We start from the raw sequence: 13,840 nt of genomic DNA, 5'->3' as shown, positions 1-13,840 counted from the left end.
ACCTATTTGACGAAATGGAGCACGCGCGACGCGCGCATCTGCGACGGCCATTTCCAGATTTCGAGCGGGCTGGCGCTGCCACCGATCGAGAAGAAGATGAGGTTGGCGCGACCGACCAGGTTCTCGTCGGGCACGAAACCGACGGTGAAGCGGCTGTCCGAGGAATTGTCTCTGTTGTCGCCCATCATGAAATAGTGGCCGGGCGGCACGTCGAACTCCTGGGTGTTGTCACCGATCGAGTTGGGTATCAGGTCGAGCGTGTCATAGCTGACGCCATTCGGCAATGTCTCGCGATAGACGTCGACCGGCCCGCTCTCCTCGGTGATGTCGCGATTGTCGATCTGCCCGACCTTCTGGCGCTGCACGCCGACGCCGTTGATGAAGAGCTGGCCATCCTTGACCTGGATCTTGTCGCCCGGCAGGCCGACGACGCGCTTGATGTAGTCGACGGAGGGGTCCGGCGGGAACTTGAACACCGCCACGTCGCCGCGCTTCGGCTCGGCGCCCCAGATGCGGCCCGAAAACAGGTCCGGCCCGAACGGCAGCGAATAGCGCGAGAAGCCATAGGACCATTTGGTGACGAAGAGATAGTCGCCTTCGAGCAAGGTCGGCCGCATCGACCCGGACGGTATAGAAAATGGCTGGAAAAGAAGCGTGCGGATGACCAGAGCGAGCAACAGCGCCTGGACGATGACGCTGACGGTTTCGCCAAGCCCGCCGGATTTCTTCTGGGATTTTTCAGCCACGCTCATGTCGTCCTCGATTATGCGTTGGTTGGTATAGAGTCTCGGCGCGCGCTGGGCAACGTCATGCCGGTGGTCAGATGCGATCAATATGGCGCTTATTCGACGGGCATCGCCTCGATTATCACAAAGGCTTGAGCAAGCGGAAAATCATCGGTGATGGTGAGGTGGATCGCCGCTCTGTGCCCTTCAGGCAGGATCTTGTCCAACTGCGCCGCCGCCCCGCCGGTCAACGCCATGGTCGGCTTGCCGCTGGCCAGATTGACGACGCCCATGTCGCGCCAGAACACCCCTTGCGCCATACCGGTGCCCAGCGCCTTGGCGCAGGCCTCCTTGGCAGCAAAACGCTTGGCATAAGAGGCGGCGCGGGCGCCGCGGTTTTCGGAGCGGGCCTGTTCGACCTCGGTGTAGATACGCTGGATGAAGCGCTGGCCATGGCGCTCCAACGATTTTTCGATGCGTCTGATATCGATCAGGTCGCTGCCGATGCCAATGATCATTGAGCGGGAACTTCCCGTCCGGCCGTTCCAGCTCTGTTCGTCAGGCGCATGGAGCGCGAGAAAGAGCGGCGTGGCCACACATGGAGACGCACCCGCTCGAGAAGACCATCAGGCTTGCGGCGTCGAAAAAGCACTCTGTCCCTGTCCTGATCCAATACGCCGGCCGGCCACCCGGTTGCACGCCGGAAGGCAATCAAGGCTTCGATATAGCGACACCCAAGCCCCAAGACAACGAATCGCTGCCGCGATGGTCTGCCACAGGAGGTAACCAAATGCGACGGGTTCGCCTTGCCCCGAAGCAGCAAGTTGCATGGATGTCAGCTTGCGAGCAGCAAAGCTTCAGCCGCACTCCTATAGTGCACGGCCGGCGTTGCCGGTCTCGAAGACCCAACCGTCGGGGTAATCTTGAGCAAAGCCAGCCTCGGGAATGAGCAGCGTGGCGCGGTAAGGCACTGTGGGAGCCTCGTAGATATACTCGGTCTCACTCACACGATGGTAGATTTGCGGCAGAACAACCAAACTCGACGCGCCGGCAACCAGCCAGGCCACCGGAAAATCCGCCTTGTCGCCGACCTTCAGGTTCATTCTGCGAATTTGTTGCAGGTTCGTCGCCGGCGTAAAGCTGTAGTCCAGATCCACCATCGACTGAACCGCCGGCTGCCGCTGCCCATTAACGGTCCAGCCGGTCTCATTGCGGATGCCGGTCTCGCTGCGGACGCCGGTCACGTTGTGGATGATTGTGAGATCAACTGACTGGGAACCGATGAACCCGCGAACGGTGCCGGATTTGGTCGTCCAATCTTCGGCCAGTTGCACAGTGTAGTCCAAGCGTGCCGGGCCCGCATCCGACAGGTATACAGCGGCTCCATTCAAGTGCCAGCCGACGTCTGTCTGCTTTAGCTGCACGACATCGTGCCCTGGTTCGTCCGTCCTGCGCCAGATAGCGAGTAGAGACATGCTCTCACCTCTCGATGCGTTGTTCATCACCACGATCATTTTTTCGGCTGGGGTCGGATACGAGTTGTTGAAGGCTGCTCCCCAAAATGACCAGGCTTACTCCGAGCAAGGCGACATCCTTGATCAGAAAGGCACCTAACCCGTTGAGGAAAGGAAACCCTCCGGATCCCGTTTCCCAGATCGGCAGGGTGATCATTGTCGAGGATGTCAGCGCAAAGATGACTGAACCGATGGCACCCCCCACGAGGCCAGCCCAGCCGCTACGGACAGATGCTATCAGCAGAAGCGCTGTGACCAGTTCGACCACGCCCAGGAAGTAGGAGGCTCCCGCAAATCCGAATGCGGGATAGAGCCATGCCAGCCACGGCGTATTCTCGACGAATGGCCTAAGCGCCTCGATCTCGATTGCAGTAAATTTCAAAATGCCGATCAACAGCAGAGGGAGCACCACCCCCAAAAGGGTTACCGCGCGACTGACGGCAGCAAGGTGGTAGCCAGCTTGATTGATGCGCGCCACGAACGGAGCGTTGGCGGTTGCAGAGGTAAACATGGCCTTCTCCTTTCGATTGTATGCTCCAAGCATATAATAATTCGACCTTGATGTATATGCTCCGAGCATATATTTTTTGGCGATGACCGATTCCAGGATTGAAAATGTGATTGGTGCTCTAGCGCTCGCCTTTGCGGACATTTTGCAGCGGGACGCTCAGGCCAAAGCACCGGAGCCCGGCCCGGCGGCTTCCGCGATCACCCTCATTGGCCACGTACCGGGCCTGTCGATCGAGAGGCTGCGCCGCGCATTGTCACTGTCCCATTCGGGCACCGTCAGACTGGTCGATCGACTGGTCGCGGATGGATTGGCGGCTCGGTTCTCGGCGCCTGACGACCATCGCGCGGTAGCGCTAAGGCTCACTCCTCTGGGCGAGACGACCTGCAGTGCTATTCTTTCCGCTCGCCAGAAAGGGCTCGCGTCAGCGCTCGCTGTTCTAAGTCAGGAGGAGCTGCAGGAATTCGGTAACCTTGCCGCCAAGCTGTTGCGTGGGCTCGTCAGCACCGAGGACCATGCATACCGTATTTGCCGGCTCTGCAACTATACCGCTTGCCTTGACTGCCCTGTGGAAGCGGAACTGGCCTGAGCTGTGGCTTTGGCAAAACTAAAGCAAAGCGCGTCGCACCTCGATGATGGCTGCGGCGGGCGTGAACACGGTTGCCCGCAAGCCGACTTGCCGATGCGCTCGTTCGCGCCGAAAATTCCGGTTACCTGTTGTACCAGCTGATCTCGACGAGATTGCCGTCCGGATCGCGGAAATAGACGGACATCATCGGGCCACGGGCTCCGATCCGCTCGACCGGCCCGACTTCTATCGCCACGCCATTGGCAGCCAGGCTGGCACATATCTCCGAGAGCGGGCGCGCGGCGACCAGGCAAAAATCCGCGGAGCCCGGCGTCGGCGCCCTGGCCTTCGGCTCGAAAGTGTGGCCTGCCTCATGCACATTGATCTTTTGCGTTCCAAACAGCAGCGCCGTCGGCCGGTCCGGCTCGTCGAGGCGCTTGAAGCCGAGCACGCGCTGATAGAAGGCGCAGGTGTCTTCGACGGAGCGAACGGTCAGCACGAAATGATCGATGCCGGTAATCACGGTAGCGCCTCAGTTAATGTTTGTTTTAGCAGGTCGTGTCCCAAAACCGCTACGCACCCTCGGTTCAAGCCCCGGTTCAAGCCCAAGGCATGCTTTTAGGCGACATGCCTTAAATGTTGCGGCTGCCCGGCTTGACAGGCGGTATGGCGGCAAGCTCGGGCGGCAGCCTGTCGGCCGGGTAGGCCGGAACCTCATATTCGGCGAGCGCGATCAGCGGCACGCCGACATCGGTCTTGCCGGCCGAGCGGTCGATGATGCAGGCAGCGGCAACCACCTCGGCGCCAAGCGCGCGCAGGCAGTCGATGGTCTCGCGGATCGACAGGCCGGTGGTGACGATGTCCTCGACGATGACGACGCGCGACCCGCTGGCGATCTCGAAGCGGCGGAGCCTGAACTCGCCCGCTTCCCGCTCGACCCAGATCGCCGGTGCGCCAAGATGGCGCGAGGTTTCGTAAGCCGGGATCAGCCCGCCGATCGCCGGGCCGACGACGTAATCGATCCTGCCGGACACAGCAGCGCGGATTTGTTGGGCCAGCGCCTTGCACAGGCGCTCGGTCTTGTCGGCATGCATGAAGACCCGCGCCTTCTGCAGGAAGACCGGGCTACGCAAGCCCGATGTCAGGATGAAATGCCCTTCGAGAACGGCACCGGCTTCACGGAAAACGCCCAGCACTTCGTCGGTGTTCATTGTTCGCTCCGTCCATGGTGAATGGTGAATGGTGAATAGTCAGTAGTCGGCAGTGAGAGCGCCCTTCTTTCACTATTCACTATTCACTATTCACTATTTACTATTCACTATTCACTATTCACTACTCTCGCCATTCACCCATTCACCCGCCGTGCGTCGCTGACGCTCGAATTGTCCTTGAGCTGCGACAGCAGCCGGTTCAGGTGCTTCAGGTCCCAGACTTCGAGATCGATCAGCATTTCGGTGAAATCAGGCGCGGTGCGCACCATCGACAATGTATGGATGTTGGCGTCGTTGGATGCAACGACCTGCGCAATGTCGGCCAGCGAGCCCGGCGCGTTGATGGCGGTGACCGAGACGCGCGCCGGAAACCGCTCCTTGGTGCGCTCGTCAATGTCCCAGCGCACGTCGATCCAGCGTTCTGGCTGGTCGTCGAAGGCCTGCAGCGCCGGCGACTGGATCGGATAGATGGTGATGCCGGTCCCCGGCTGCACGATGCCGACGATGCGGTCGCCGGGCACGGCACCTTCCGGCGCGAAGCGCACCGGCAGGTCGCCGCGCACGCCGCGGATCGGTACGGCGCCGTCCCTTGGCTGGTCCTTGTCCTTGCGTGCGGCGCGGCCCGGAATCTGGAACAGCATGCCGGCGGCGTTGCGGATCTTCGACCAGCCCTCCTCGCGCTGCTTGGGCGCCGCCAGCGTGATGCGCTCGTCCTTGTAGTCGGGAAACACCGCCTTGATGACATCGGTAGAGGCAAGTTCGCCGCGGCCGACAGAGGCCAGCACATCCTCGATGTCCTTGCGTGCCAGCCGATGCAGCACCGATTTCAAGCTTTCCTTGGTAAAAATTTTGCCTGACCGTTCGAAAGCACGATCCAGTATGCGGATGCCGAGACCCGAATACTGCTTGCGGATGGCGTTCTTGGTGGCGCGGCGGATCGCCGAGCGCGCCTTGCCGGTGACGACGACCGATTCCCATGCCGCCGGCGGCACCTGCGCCTTGGAGCGGATGATCTCGACCTCGTCGCCATTCTTCAGTTCGGTCATCAGCGGCATGATGCGGCCGTTGACCTTGGCGCCGACGCAGGTGTCACCGACATCGGTGTGCACGGCGTAGGCGAAATCGATCGGCGTCGCGCCGCGCGGCAGCGCGATCAGCATGCCCTTGGGCGTGAAGCAGAAAACCTGGTCCTGGAACAACTCGAGCTTGGTGTTTTCGAGGAAGTCCTCGGGATTGTCGCCTTCGGCAAGCTGCTCGATGGTGCGCCGCAGCCAGGCATAGGCGTTGGTCTCCTTCGAGATCGCATGGGCAGTGCCGTTCACCTTGCCGCCGCTGTCCTTGTAGATCGAATGCGCGGCAACGCCATATTCGGCGATCTTGTTCATCTGATAGGTGCGGATCTGCAGCTCGACGCGCTGCCGCGACGGTCCGACGATGGTGGTGTGGATCGAACGGTAGTCGTTCTGCTTCGGCGTCGAGATGTAGTCCTTGAAGCGACCGGGCACCATCGACCACGTCGTGTGGATGGCGCCGAGCGCCCGGTAGCAGTCCTCGACGGTATCGACGACGACGCGAAAGCCGAAAATGTCGGACAGCTGCTCGAAGGACAGCGCCTTGGCCTCCATCTTGCGGAACACCGACCACGGCTTCTTCTGGCGGCTCTTGACCTCGGCCTTGATCGCATATTTGTCGAACAGCGTGGACAGCGCCTTCTCGATCTCGGACAGCACATCCTTGTTGCGCTCGAAGATTTCGGCGAGCCGCGCGGTGACGGCGCGGTAGGCTTCGGGATTGATGAAGCGAAAGGCGATCTCCTCGAGCTCCTCGCGCATGCCTTGCATGCCCATGCGCCCGGCCAGCGGCGCATAGATATCCATCGTTTCCTCGGCGATGCGCAGGCGCTTGGCTTCGGGGACATGGTCGAGGGTGCGCATGTTATGCAAGCGGTCGGCAAGCTTGACCAGAAGCACGCGAACGTCTTCTGATATCGCCAGCAACAGCTTGCGCAGGTTTTCCGCCTGCTCGGCCTTCTTGGAGACGAGGTCGAGTTTCTTCAGCTTGGTCAGGCCTTCGACCAGTTTGCCCATTTCCGGACCGAACAGCTCGTCGATCTCGGCCCTGGTCGCCGTGGTGTCCTCGATGGTGTCGTGCAGCAAGGCAACCGCGATGGTCGCCTCATCCATGTGCATTTCGGTGAGGATGGCGGCGACTTCGAGCGGATGCGAGAAATAGGGATCGCCGGAGGCGCGCTTCTGGTGACCATGCTTCTGCATGGCGTAGACATAGGCCTTGTTGAGCAGCGCCTCGTTGACGTCAGGCTTGTAGCGCTGGACGCGCTCGACAAGCTCATACTGACGCATCATGGGCGGGATCTCGCAGTGCTGAAATGAATCATGCGCCGCACTGGCGTACGGCGCATGTCATAGATAACCACGAAACCGCCGGCGCGAAAGTGTCGGCGGCCGGTGGGAAGATCAATAATCGTCGCTTTTTTCCGGCGGCACCAGACCTTCGATGCCGGCCAGGAGGTCTTCCTCGGTCATGCGGTCGAAGGTGATGTTGTCCTCGGTGTCGTCGGCGTCAGTTGCCGCAGCGGCGGTACCGGTCTGGTCGGCGATCGCCTCGCCGTCGGCTTCCGGCTCATCGACCTCGACATGCTTCTGCAGCGAGTGGATCAGGTCTTCCTTGAGGTCGTCGGGCGACAATGTCTCCTCGGCGATCTCGCGCAGCGCGATGACCGGATTCTTGTCGTTGTCACGAGGAACGGTGATCTGCGCGCCCTGGCTGATCTGACGGGCGCGGTGGCCGGCCAGAAGCACGAGCTCGAAGCGGTTGTTGACCTTGTCGATGCAATCTTCAACGGTTACGCGGGCCATGAGCTGCCCCTTTCATGCCTGGATTTGATGGAAAACAGGCGCGGTCCATAACCCGAACGCTGCCAAAATACAAGCTTTTTGGCAGTGCCGGACAATGCCGGGCCTGGGGGCCTGGGCCTGGGGTCTGGCCAAGGCCAGTCTGGGCGCGCGCCGCCTGCGACATGCGGCACCGATCACAATTGCTTGCTATGCAGCATCATACCCTTGGATTGCCGTAAAACCGGCGTTATCTCGAATGACGAAGGTCAGCCGGTTATTTCAAGCTGACCGATAGTCACGCGCATTTAGACGACCGCATATTTTCGAAAAGGAATATTTCCATGTTCGACCCTCGTGAAAAAATCGCCCTTTTCATCGACGGGGCCAATCTTTACGCCACGTCGCGCGCGCTCGGCTTCGACATCGACTACCGCAGGCTTTTGTCGAACTTCCAGAAGCGCGGCTACCTGCTGCGTGCCTACTACTACACCGCGCTGGTCGAGGATCAGGAATATTCCTCGATCCGGCCGCTGATCGATTGGCTCGACTATAATGGCTTCAAGGTGGTGACCAAGCCGGCCAAGGAGTTCACCGACTCGACCGGCCGCCGCAAGATCAAGGGCAATATGGACATCGAGCTGACCGTCGATGCGCTGGAACTCGCCGATGTCGTCGACCACTATGTCATCTTTTCCGGCGACGGCGATTTCCGCACGCTGGTCGAGGCGCTGCAGCGGCGCGGGCGCAAGGTCTCGATCGTCTCGACCATGGCTTCGCAGCCGCCGATGATTTCCGACGATCTGCGCCGCCAGGCCGATCATTTCATCGACCTGATTACCTTGAAGAGCGATGTCGGCCGCGATCCGTCAGAGCGGCCGGTGCGCCGGCCCGAACCGGCCGAAGTCGACGAGGACGAGTATTGACGGCGGCGGTCTTGACCGCTCCCCTGGTCGCGTCCTCCGAGCCCGACCGCGATTGCCCGCTCTGCCCGCGGCTGCATGATTTTATCGCGCAATGGCGGCAGCGCGAGCCGTCCTGGTTCAATGCACCAGTGCCGACCTTTCTGCCACCCGAGGGCGAGGATGCGGTGCGGCTGCTGATCGTCGGACTGGCGCCGGGCCTGCGCGGCGCAAACCGCACCGGACGCCCCTTCACCGGCGATTTTGCCGGCGACCTGCTCTACAACACGCTGATCGCACACGGCTTTGCCCGTGGCCAATTCAAGGCGCGGCCCGATGACGGGCTGGAGCTTGTCGGCACGGCGATTACCAATGCAGTTCGCTGCGTGCCGCCGGACAACAAGCCGGCCGGCGCCGAGATTGCCACCTGCCGGACGTTCCTGGTGCCGACGATCGCGCGGTTCAAGAACCTGCGCGCCGTGCTGGCGCTGGGCTCGATCGCGCACCAGTCGACCGTGCGGGCGCTCGGCCAGGGTGTCGCCGCTTATCCGTTCAAGCATGGCGGGCAGCAGCAAACCAATGGCGTGACGCTGTTTTCCAGCTATCATTGCTCGCGCTACAACACCAACACCGGCGTGCTGACGGAAGCAATGTTCGTCAACGTCTTCAGGGAGATAGCGGCGTTTCTGGAGAGATAGATTCGGGCGGTGACGCAAACAGCTCGGCCAATTTCTCCGGCCCGCCCTGAAGCACATTCAGATCGACATCCCCGGTGATGCCGTCGACGCGACCGCTGTCGTGGTACTGCCAATAGATCCAGTCGTCATGACCTGGCTGCAGCGCCAGCGAACGAACCCAGCGCCGGCGGCCGACAATCTGGCCGGCATAGGCCCGTGCCGCGTCGTCGGTCACGTAGAGGATCGCCGTCTTGCCGAAGGCTGCCTCGACAGGGCCGAGGAAAGCCGAGAGTTCAACGCTCAATTCTTCGGGCGATGGCCGCCGCGGGCAATTGCCGACGAATTCGATATCCACCACCGGCGGCAGCAGCGCTTGATCGCGCGGCACGACGGAGATGAAATTCTTCGCCTGATCGGCGCCAGGCCGGCAGAAGGTGAAGAAATGATAGGCGCCGACCGCCAGACCAGCCGCTCGCGCCTCACGCAGATTGGCGGCGAAGGCATCGTCGACGTGGTCGCCGCCTTCAGTTGCCTTGATGATGGCGAAGGCGACATCGTCGGCGGCTACACGCCGCCAGTCGATCTGTCGCTGATGATGCGAAACGTCGATGCCCCTGACCGGATATTTGCTGCGGTCCGGAGAAAACGGTCGGGAGTAAAAATAGCCGGCGGCCGTGACAAGGCACGCCAGGATCAGGCTGGCCGTACCCCAAAAGACAATCCGGTTCCTCATCCGGTTCTTCAAAAGAGTGGCTCCCGGCCTACCCACGCTCCTTCAGCAGCCGGCCCTTTTCGCGCGACCAGTCGCGCTGCTTTTCGGTCTCGCGCTTGTCGTGCAGTTTCTTGCCGCGGCCGACGGCGAGCAAAAGCTTCGCCCGGCCTTTTTCATTGAAATAGATTTTTAGCGGCACCAGCGTCATGCCTTCGCGATCGACGCTCTGCGACAGCTTGGCCATCTCGCGCTTGTTGAGCAGGAGTTTGCGGCGCCGGCGCGGCTCATGGTTGAAGCGGTTGGCTTGCAGATATTCCGGCAGATAGGAGTTGATCAGCCAGATCTCGCCGCCCTCGACCGAGGCGTAGCTGTCCTGGATGTTGGCCTGGCCCTGGCGCAGCGACTTCACCTCGGTGCCGGTCAGCACCAGGCCGGCCTCGATCGTGTCGAGCACCTCGTAGGAAAACCGCGCCTTGCGGTTTTCCGCAACGGTCTTGTTGTTGGGATCGGCTTTTCTGACCTGGTTCATGACGTCTAGAGTCCGTTTCGAAACTCGCTCCTGCGAGTCAGATGATGGTGGCACTAGAGCGCCGCGCGTTTCTTAAACGCGCAAAGGACGCTCTAGAAGTCTGAGTTTGCGCATGGTCCTTTCCGAAAGCGAACGCTTTCGGGGCCATGCGAGAACCGGAGCGGAGCGTACATATAGTACGTGAGCACCGGAAGCGCAGGTGACGCCTTCAGTTGGCCGCGGGAGTAGAGTTTCCAAACGGGCTCGCTAGTTAATCAAGCCGGCGTGCTTCATGGCCGCATCGATCTTCTCGGCGGTCGACGGCTCGACGGTGACCAGCGGCGAACGCAGCACGTTCTCGACCTTGCCGAGCTTCGACAGCGCATATTTCGCGCCGGACACGCCGGGTTCCAGGAAAATCGCCTTGTGCAGCGGCAGCAGGCGGTCCTGCAAGTCCAGCGCCTTGGCGTTGTCGCCGGAAAGCGTCGCCTCCTGGAATTCGGCGCACAGCCGCGGCGCGACGTTCGCCGTCACCGAGATGCAGCCGACGCCGCCATGGGCGTTGAAACCGAGCGCCGAGGCATCCTCGCCGGAAAGCTGGATGAAATCCTTGCCGCAGGTGGCGCGCTGCTCGGAAACCCGCTCGACCTTGCCGGTGGCGTCCTTGACGCCGACGATGTTCTTGAAGTCATGCACCAGCTGGCCCATCGTCTCGGGCATCATGTCGATCACCGAGCGCGGCGGAATGTTATAGATGATGATCGGCAGGCTGGTCGCCTTGGCGACGGCGGCGAAATGCGCATAGAGGCCGCGCTGCGTCGGCTTGTTGTAGTAGGGCGTGACGACGAGTGCCGCGTCGGCGCCCGCCTTCTCGGCATATTGCACCAGGCCAACCGCCTCCTCGGTGTTGTTGGAGCCGGCGCCGGCGACGACCGGAACGCGGCCCTTTGCCACCTCGACGCACACTTTGACGACGTGGCGGTGCTCGTCGTGCGACAGCGTCGGCGACTCGCCGGTGGTGCCGACCGGAACCACGCCGGTCGTGCCTTCAGCGATCTGCCAGGCGATGAAGGCGCGAAACGCTTTCTCGTCGAAACGGCCGCTCTTTTCGAACGGTGTCACGAGCGCGGTAAGCGAGCCTCTCAGCATGTCGTCCAACTCCTTGGGACTGGCGCATGAGCCCGAAATCGGAGCCGATTCACGGAAAGGTCATGCGCCAAATTAAAAGTGCCACAGCGTCCTTTGCGCATCCGAGATGACGCGCGGTGCTGCAGGTGTTTTGTCGTGCGCGCCTTCTAGCCGAAAGCGAAGCGGCGCACCATAGTCTCGACATTGTTGCGCGGCAAGCATGACAAGAATGCCAGCAAGCGCAATTTGAACGACTTCGATAGCCCCGTTTACAGGCTCTTCACCACAGCCAACTAGGCTTCAGTTGATCTGTGCCTGTTGGTGATTGTGCAAGACAGGAAATGATGAAGACGATGCCGACCCGGCAGCCTCATTTTTTCGCGCTGCTTGGCGCAATTCTCCTGTTGACGCCGACCCTTGTGGCCGCCGGCAAGGTCGATGCACAGGTCACGTCGACCATTCCGAAGCCAAACCTGCTGGATACCGGCCTGCAGGGTCCGGAATCCCCTCCCGCCAGCGTCGCCAGGCTGAAGAGCGGCCTCGATGCGCTGGCGGCAAACGACATTGCCGGTGCGCGCCAGGTGCGCGACGCCCTGCCGGTCAATTCGCTCGACCAGCACATCCTTGCCTGGACGATCGCGTTCTATGGCGGCGACAGGGTGCCAAGCGGCGACATCGCCGATGCTGCGAAAATGCTGCCGAGCTGGCCGGGCATGATCGCCTTGCGCAAGAACAGCGAGCGCGCGCTCTACCGCGAGAACCCCGCGCCTGAGATCGTGGTGCAGGCATTCGGCGGCAGCCAGCCGCAAACAGCCGAGGGCGTGGTGATCCTCGCCCGCTCCTATGTGTCGCAGGGCAACGTCCAGGCGGCGCGCTCGGTGCTGTCGCCTTTCTGGCGCACCGAGAAACTGCAAGCCAGGGACGAGGCGGCGATCATCCAGGAATTCGGCACGCTGATCCCCGCATCCGACCACCGTTTCCGCATGGAGCGCATGTTTTATGCCGACCGGGTCAATTCGGCGCTGCGCGTCGCCGGCTTTGCCGGCGCCCGGCAGCTGGCCGACGCCTGGGCCGCGGCGGACAAGAGCGACAAGAATGCGGGCGACAAGAGCGCGGCCAGACTGCTGAAGGCGGTGCCCGCCGCGCAGCGTTCGGCCGGCTATCTCTTCGCCCAAGCCCAATATCTGCGCAAGCAGCAGAAGTTTTCCGACGCCGCCGCAATGGTGATGAAGGCGCCGAGCGACCGCAGCGCTCTGATCGACCCGGATGCCTGGTGGGCCGAGCGCCGGGTGCTGTCGCGCGAACTGGTCGACCAGGGCGATATGAAGACCGCCTACAGGATAGTCGCAGCACACGCCGGCGAAACTGCTGCCAACGCGGCGGATGCGGAGTTTCATGCCGGCTGGTACGCGCTGCGCGGCCTCAACGATCCCGCCACCGCTGCCAAGCATTTTGAGCGGATCGCCGGTCTCGCCCAGGGGCCGATATCGCTGTCGCGCGCCTACTATTGGCTCGGCCGTGCCGCCGCGGCCGGCGGCCCCGGTAGCGCCAGGGATTATTTTAGCCGTGCCGCAGGTTATGGCACGACGTTCTACGGCCAGCTCGCCGGTGAGCGCGTTGGCCGGCAGGTCCTCAACATCGCCCATCCGCAGCCGAGCGCCACCGATCACCGGAATTTTTCCAGCCGCGAGGCGGTCAGGGCCATCAGGCGACTTCAGCAGGCGGGCTATCAGCGCTACGCCGACACGCTTTTCCGCGACCTCGCCGGCCAGTTGAGCAGCCCCGGAGAGCTGGCGCTGCTGGCCGCGATGGCGGAAAAGCAGGGCAATCACTTCCTGGCACTGAAAGTCGGCAAGATCGCCGGCGCGCGCGGCATCGATGTCGGGGCGCTTTCGCATCCGCTCGGCGTCATTCCCGAGACAGCCAATATTTCCGGCTCCGGCAAGGCGCTGGCCTATGCGATCGCCCGCCAGGAAAGCGAGTTCAACATCGGCGCCGTCTCCAGCGCCGGAGCGCGCGGGCTGCTGCAGCTGATGCCGGCGACCGCCAGGCAATTGGCTGACAAGGCCGGGATGACCTTCTCGCAGGCGCGGCTGACCACCGACGCCGGCTACAACGCGACCTTGGGCGCCGCCTTCCTCGGCGAGCAGCTCGGCCGCTTCGACGGCTCCTATGTGCTGACCTTCGCCGGCTACAATGCCGGCCCCGGCCGCGCCGCCCAGTGGGTGGCCAGATATGGCGACCCGCGCGGCAAGGACATCGACGCCGTCGTCGACTGGATCGAGCGGATTCCCTATACCGAAACAAGAAGTTACGTCCAGCGCGTGATGGAGAATTACGAAGTCTATAAGATGCGTATTTCCGGCAAGTACGACATTGTCGGGGACCTGGTGAACGGGCGGAGTTGATCCGTTCGGGCGAAGGCTGGCTTGGCGAAGCACCCCCCTCTGTCCTGCCGGACATCTCCCCCACTTGGGCATATGCGCTAAGATAGGAGTTGCAGCGGGGAATCGGTTGTGATTCTACGCTGCGATG

The 13,840-nt window shown here is 62.1% G+C and carries 15 protein-coding genes and 1 pseudogene; 4 read left to right on the top strand and 12 right to left on the bottom strand.

Annotated elements, in window-relative coordinates; genetic code table 11:
• Window positions 1-2 precede the first annotated feature (2 nt).
• The 5 genes and pseudogenes from lepB to AC0L15_RS15425 all read right to left on the bottom strand — a co-directional run bounded on the left by lepB (window position 3) and on the right by AC0L15_RS15425 (window position 2,750).
• The gene (gene lepB, locus AC0L15_RS15445; RefSeq protein ID WP_287244168.1) at window positions 3-752 is read right to left on the bottom strand and encodes a signal peptidase I; all 750 of its coding nucleotides are present in this window, start codon (window positions 750-752) and stop codon (window positions 3-5) included.
• Window positions 753-841: 89 nt separating this feature from the next.
• Window positions 842-1,243, bottom strand: coding sequence for a holo-ACP synthase (acpS, locus tag AC0L15_RS15440; RefSeq protein ID WP_023800765.1), 402 nt, complete (start codon window positions 1,241-1,243; stop codon window positions 842-844).
• Window positions 1,244-1,287: 44 nt separating this feature from the next.
• A pseudogene (locus tag AC0L15_RS15435) lies at window positions 1,288-1,377 on the bottom strand (DUF2062 domain-containing protein); the annotation flags it as partial.
• A 217-nt stretch (window positions 1,378-1,594) separates the two neighbouring features.
• Window positions 1,595-2,239 (bottom strand): putative glycolipid-binding domain-containing protein, encoded by a 645-nt coding sequence (locus AC0L15_RS15430; RefSeq protein ID WP_473496549.1) that lies wholly within the window; start codon window positions 2,237-2,239, stop codon window positions 1,595-1,597.
• Entirely contained in the window at window positions 2,205-2,750 is a 546-nt protein-coding gene (locus AC0L15_RS15425; protein WP_287244174.1) for a DUF417 family protein, read from the bottom strand. Before AC0L15_RS15425 ends, AC0L15_RS15430 begins: the two co-directional genes overlap by 35 nt.
• A gap of 82 nt (window positions 2,751-2,832) precedes the next feature.
• On the opposite strand from AC0L15_RS15425, the gene AC0L15_RS15420 reads away from it, so the two are divergent.
• The gene (locus AC0L15_RS15420) at window positions 2,833-3,336 is read left to right on the top strand and encodes a MarR family winged helix-turn-helix transcriptional regulator (RefSeq protein WP_287360093.1); all 504 of its coding nucleotides are present in this window, start codon (window positions 2,833-2,835) and stop codon (window positions 3,334-3,336) included.
• A 121-nt stretch (window positions 3,337-3,457) separates the two neighbouring features.
• Here AC0L15_RS15420 and AC0L15_RS15415 read toward each other — a convergent pair whose 3' ends face one another.
• The 4 genes from AC0L15_RS15415 to rpoZ form a co-directional block, all read right to left on the bottom strand.
• On the bottom strand, window positions 3,458-3,838 hold the full coding sequence (locus AC0L15_RS15415; protein WP_287244176.1) for a VOC family protein: 381 nt from the start codon (window positions 3,836-3,838) through the stop codon (window positions 3,458-3,460).
• A 109-nt stretch (window positions 3,839-3,947) separates the two neighbouring features.
• Window positions 3,948-4,526, bottom strand: coding sequence for an orotate phosphoribosyltransferase (gene pyrE, locus AC0L15_RS15410; protein WP_287244178.1), 579 nt, complete (start codon window positions 4,524-4,526; stop codon window positions 3,948-3,950).
• A 134-nt stretch (window positions 4,527-4,660) separates the two neighbouring features.
• On the bottom strand, window positions 4,661-6,889 hold the full coding sequence (locus tag AC0L15_RS15405) for a RelA/SpoT family protein (RefSeq protein WP_287244180.1): 2,229 nt from the start codon (window positions 6,887-6,889) through the stop codon (window positions 4,661-4,663).
• A gap of 111 nt (window positions 6,890-7,000) precedes the next feature.
• On the bottom strand, window positions 7,001-7,402 hold the full coding sequence (gene rpoZ, locus AC0L15_RS15400; protein WP_023800772.1) for a DNA-directed RNA polymerase subunit omega: 402 nt from the start codon (window positions 7,400-7,402) through the stop codon (window positions 7,001-7,003).
• 320 nt (window positions 7,403-7,722) lie between these two features.
• On the opposite strand from rpoZ, the gene AC0L15_RS15395 reads away from it, so the two are divergent.
• Both AC0L15_RS15395 and AC0L15_RS15390 read left to right on the top strand, forming a co-directional pair.
• Entirely contained in the window at window positions 7,723-8,304 is a 582-nt protein-coding gene (locus tag AC0L15_RS15395) for a LabA-like NYN domain-containing protein (protein WP_023800773.1), read from the top strand.
• Window positions 8,301-8,978: a uracil-DNA glycosylase gene (locus AC0L15_RS15390; protein WP_473496548.1), complete on the top strand. Its 678-nt coding sequence runs from the start codon at window positions 8,301-8,303 to the stop codon at window positions 8,976-8,978. Before AC0L15_RS15395 ends, AC0L15_RS15390 begins: the two co-directional genes overlap by 4 nt.
• Here the strand turns inward: AC0L15_RS15390 and AC0L15_RS15385 are convergent.
• From AC0L15_RS15385 to dapA, 3 genes are all read right to left on the bottom strand, one after another.
• Window positions 8,947-9,690, bottom strand: a complete 744-nt coding sequence (locus AC0L15_RS15385) for a glycoside hydrolase family 25 protein (RefSeq protein WP_287244182.1) — start codon at window positions 9,688-9,690, stop codon at window positions 8,947-8,949. The two genes, AC0L15_RS15390 and AC0L15_RS15385, sit on opposite strands and share 32 nt — an antisense overlap.
• A gap of 28 nt (window positions 9,691-9,718) precedes the next feature.
• Window positions 9,719-10,198, bottom strand: coding sequence for an SsrA-binding protein SmpB (gene smpB, locus AC0L15_RS15380; RefSeq protein ID WP_128172698.1), 480 nt, complete (start codon window positions 10,196-10,198; stop codon window positions 9,719-9,721).
• 246 nt (window positions 10,199-10,444) lie between these two features.
• A complete protein-coding gene (dapA, locus tag AC0L15_RS15375; RefSeq protein WP_287244184.1) occupies window positions 10,445-11,326 on the bottom strand; it encodes a 4-hydroxy-tetrahydrodipicolinate synthase in 882 nt (293 codons plus the stop codon).
• A gap of 332 nt (window positions 11,327-11,658) precedes the next feature.
• Here dapA and AC0L15_RS15370 point away from each other — a divergent pair, with 332 nt between their 5' ends.
• Window positions 11,659-13,713 carry a lytic transglycosylase domain-containing protein gene (locus tag AC0L15_RS15370; RefSeq protein ID WP_287245599.1) on the top strand — a complete coding sequence of 685 codons (2,055 nt, stop codon included), beginning with the start codon at window positions 11,659-11,661 and terminating at the stop codon, window positions 13,711-13,713.
• Window positions 13,714-13,840 lie beyond the last annotated feature (127 nt).

This window comes from Mesorhizobium sp. WSM4846 (assembly GCF_055811415.1).
This window is presented reverse-complemented; position numbering and strand designations above follow the sequence as displayed.

Bases quoted from the DNA above. Each gene is read 5' to 3' on its own strand.
- lepB (WP_287244168.1), bottom strand. From the start codon at position 752: ATGAGCGTGGCTGAAAAATCCCAGAAGAAATCCGGCGGGCTTGGCGAA.
- acpS (WP_023800765.1), bottom strand. From the start codon at position 1,243: ATGATCATTGGCATCGGCAGCGACCTGATCGATATCAGACGCATCGAA.
- AC0L15_RS15430 (WP_473496549.1), bottom strand. From the start codon at position 2,239: ATGATCGTGGTGATGAACAACGCATCGAGAGGTGAGAGCATGTCTCTA.
- AC0L15_RS15425 (WP_287244174.1), bottom strand. From the start codon at position 2,750: ATGTTTACCTCTGCAACCGCCAACGCTCCGTTCGTGGCGCGCATCAAT.
- AC0L15_RS15420 (WP_287360093.1), top strand. From the start codon at position 2,833: ATGACCGATTCCAGGATTGAAAATGTGATTGGTGCTCTAGCGCTCGCC.
- pyrE (WP_287244178.1), bottom strand. From the start codon at position 4,526: ATGAACACCGACGAAGTGCTGGGCGTTTTCCGTGAAGCCGGTGCCGTT.
- AC0L15_RS15405 (WP_287244180.1), bottom strand. From the start codon at position 6,889: ATGATGCGTCAGTATGAGCTTGTCGAGCGCGTCCAGCGCTACAAGCCT.
- rpoZ (WP_023800772.1), bottom strand. From the start codon at position 7,402: ATGGCCCGCGTAACCGTTGAAGATTGCATCGACAAGGTCAACAACCGC.
- AC0L15_RS15395 (WP_023800773.1), top strand. From the start codon at position 7,723: ATGTTCGACCCTCGTGAAAAAATCGCCCTTTTCATCGACGGGGCCAAT.
- AC0L15_RS15385 (WP_287244182.1), bottom strand. From the start codon at position 9,690: ATGAGGAACCGGATTGTCTTTTGGGGTACGGCCAGCCTGATCCTGGCG.
- smpB (WP_128172698.1), bottom strand. From the start codon at position 10,198: ATGAACCAGGTCAGAAAAGCCGATCCCAACAACAAGACCGTTGCGGAA.
- dapA (WP_287244184.1), bottom strand. From the start codon at position 11,326: ATGCTGAGAGGCTCGCTTACCGCGCTCGTGACACCGTTCGAAAAGAGC.
- AC0L15_RS15370 (WP_287245599.1), top strand. From the start codon at position 11,659: ATGCCGACCCGGCAGCCTCATTTTTTCGCGCTGCTTGGCGCAATTCTC.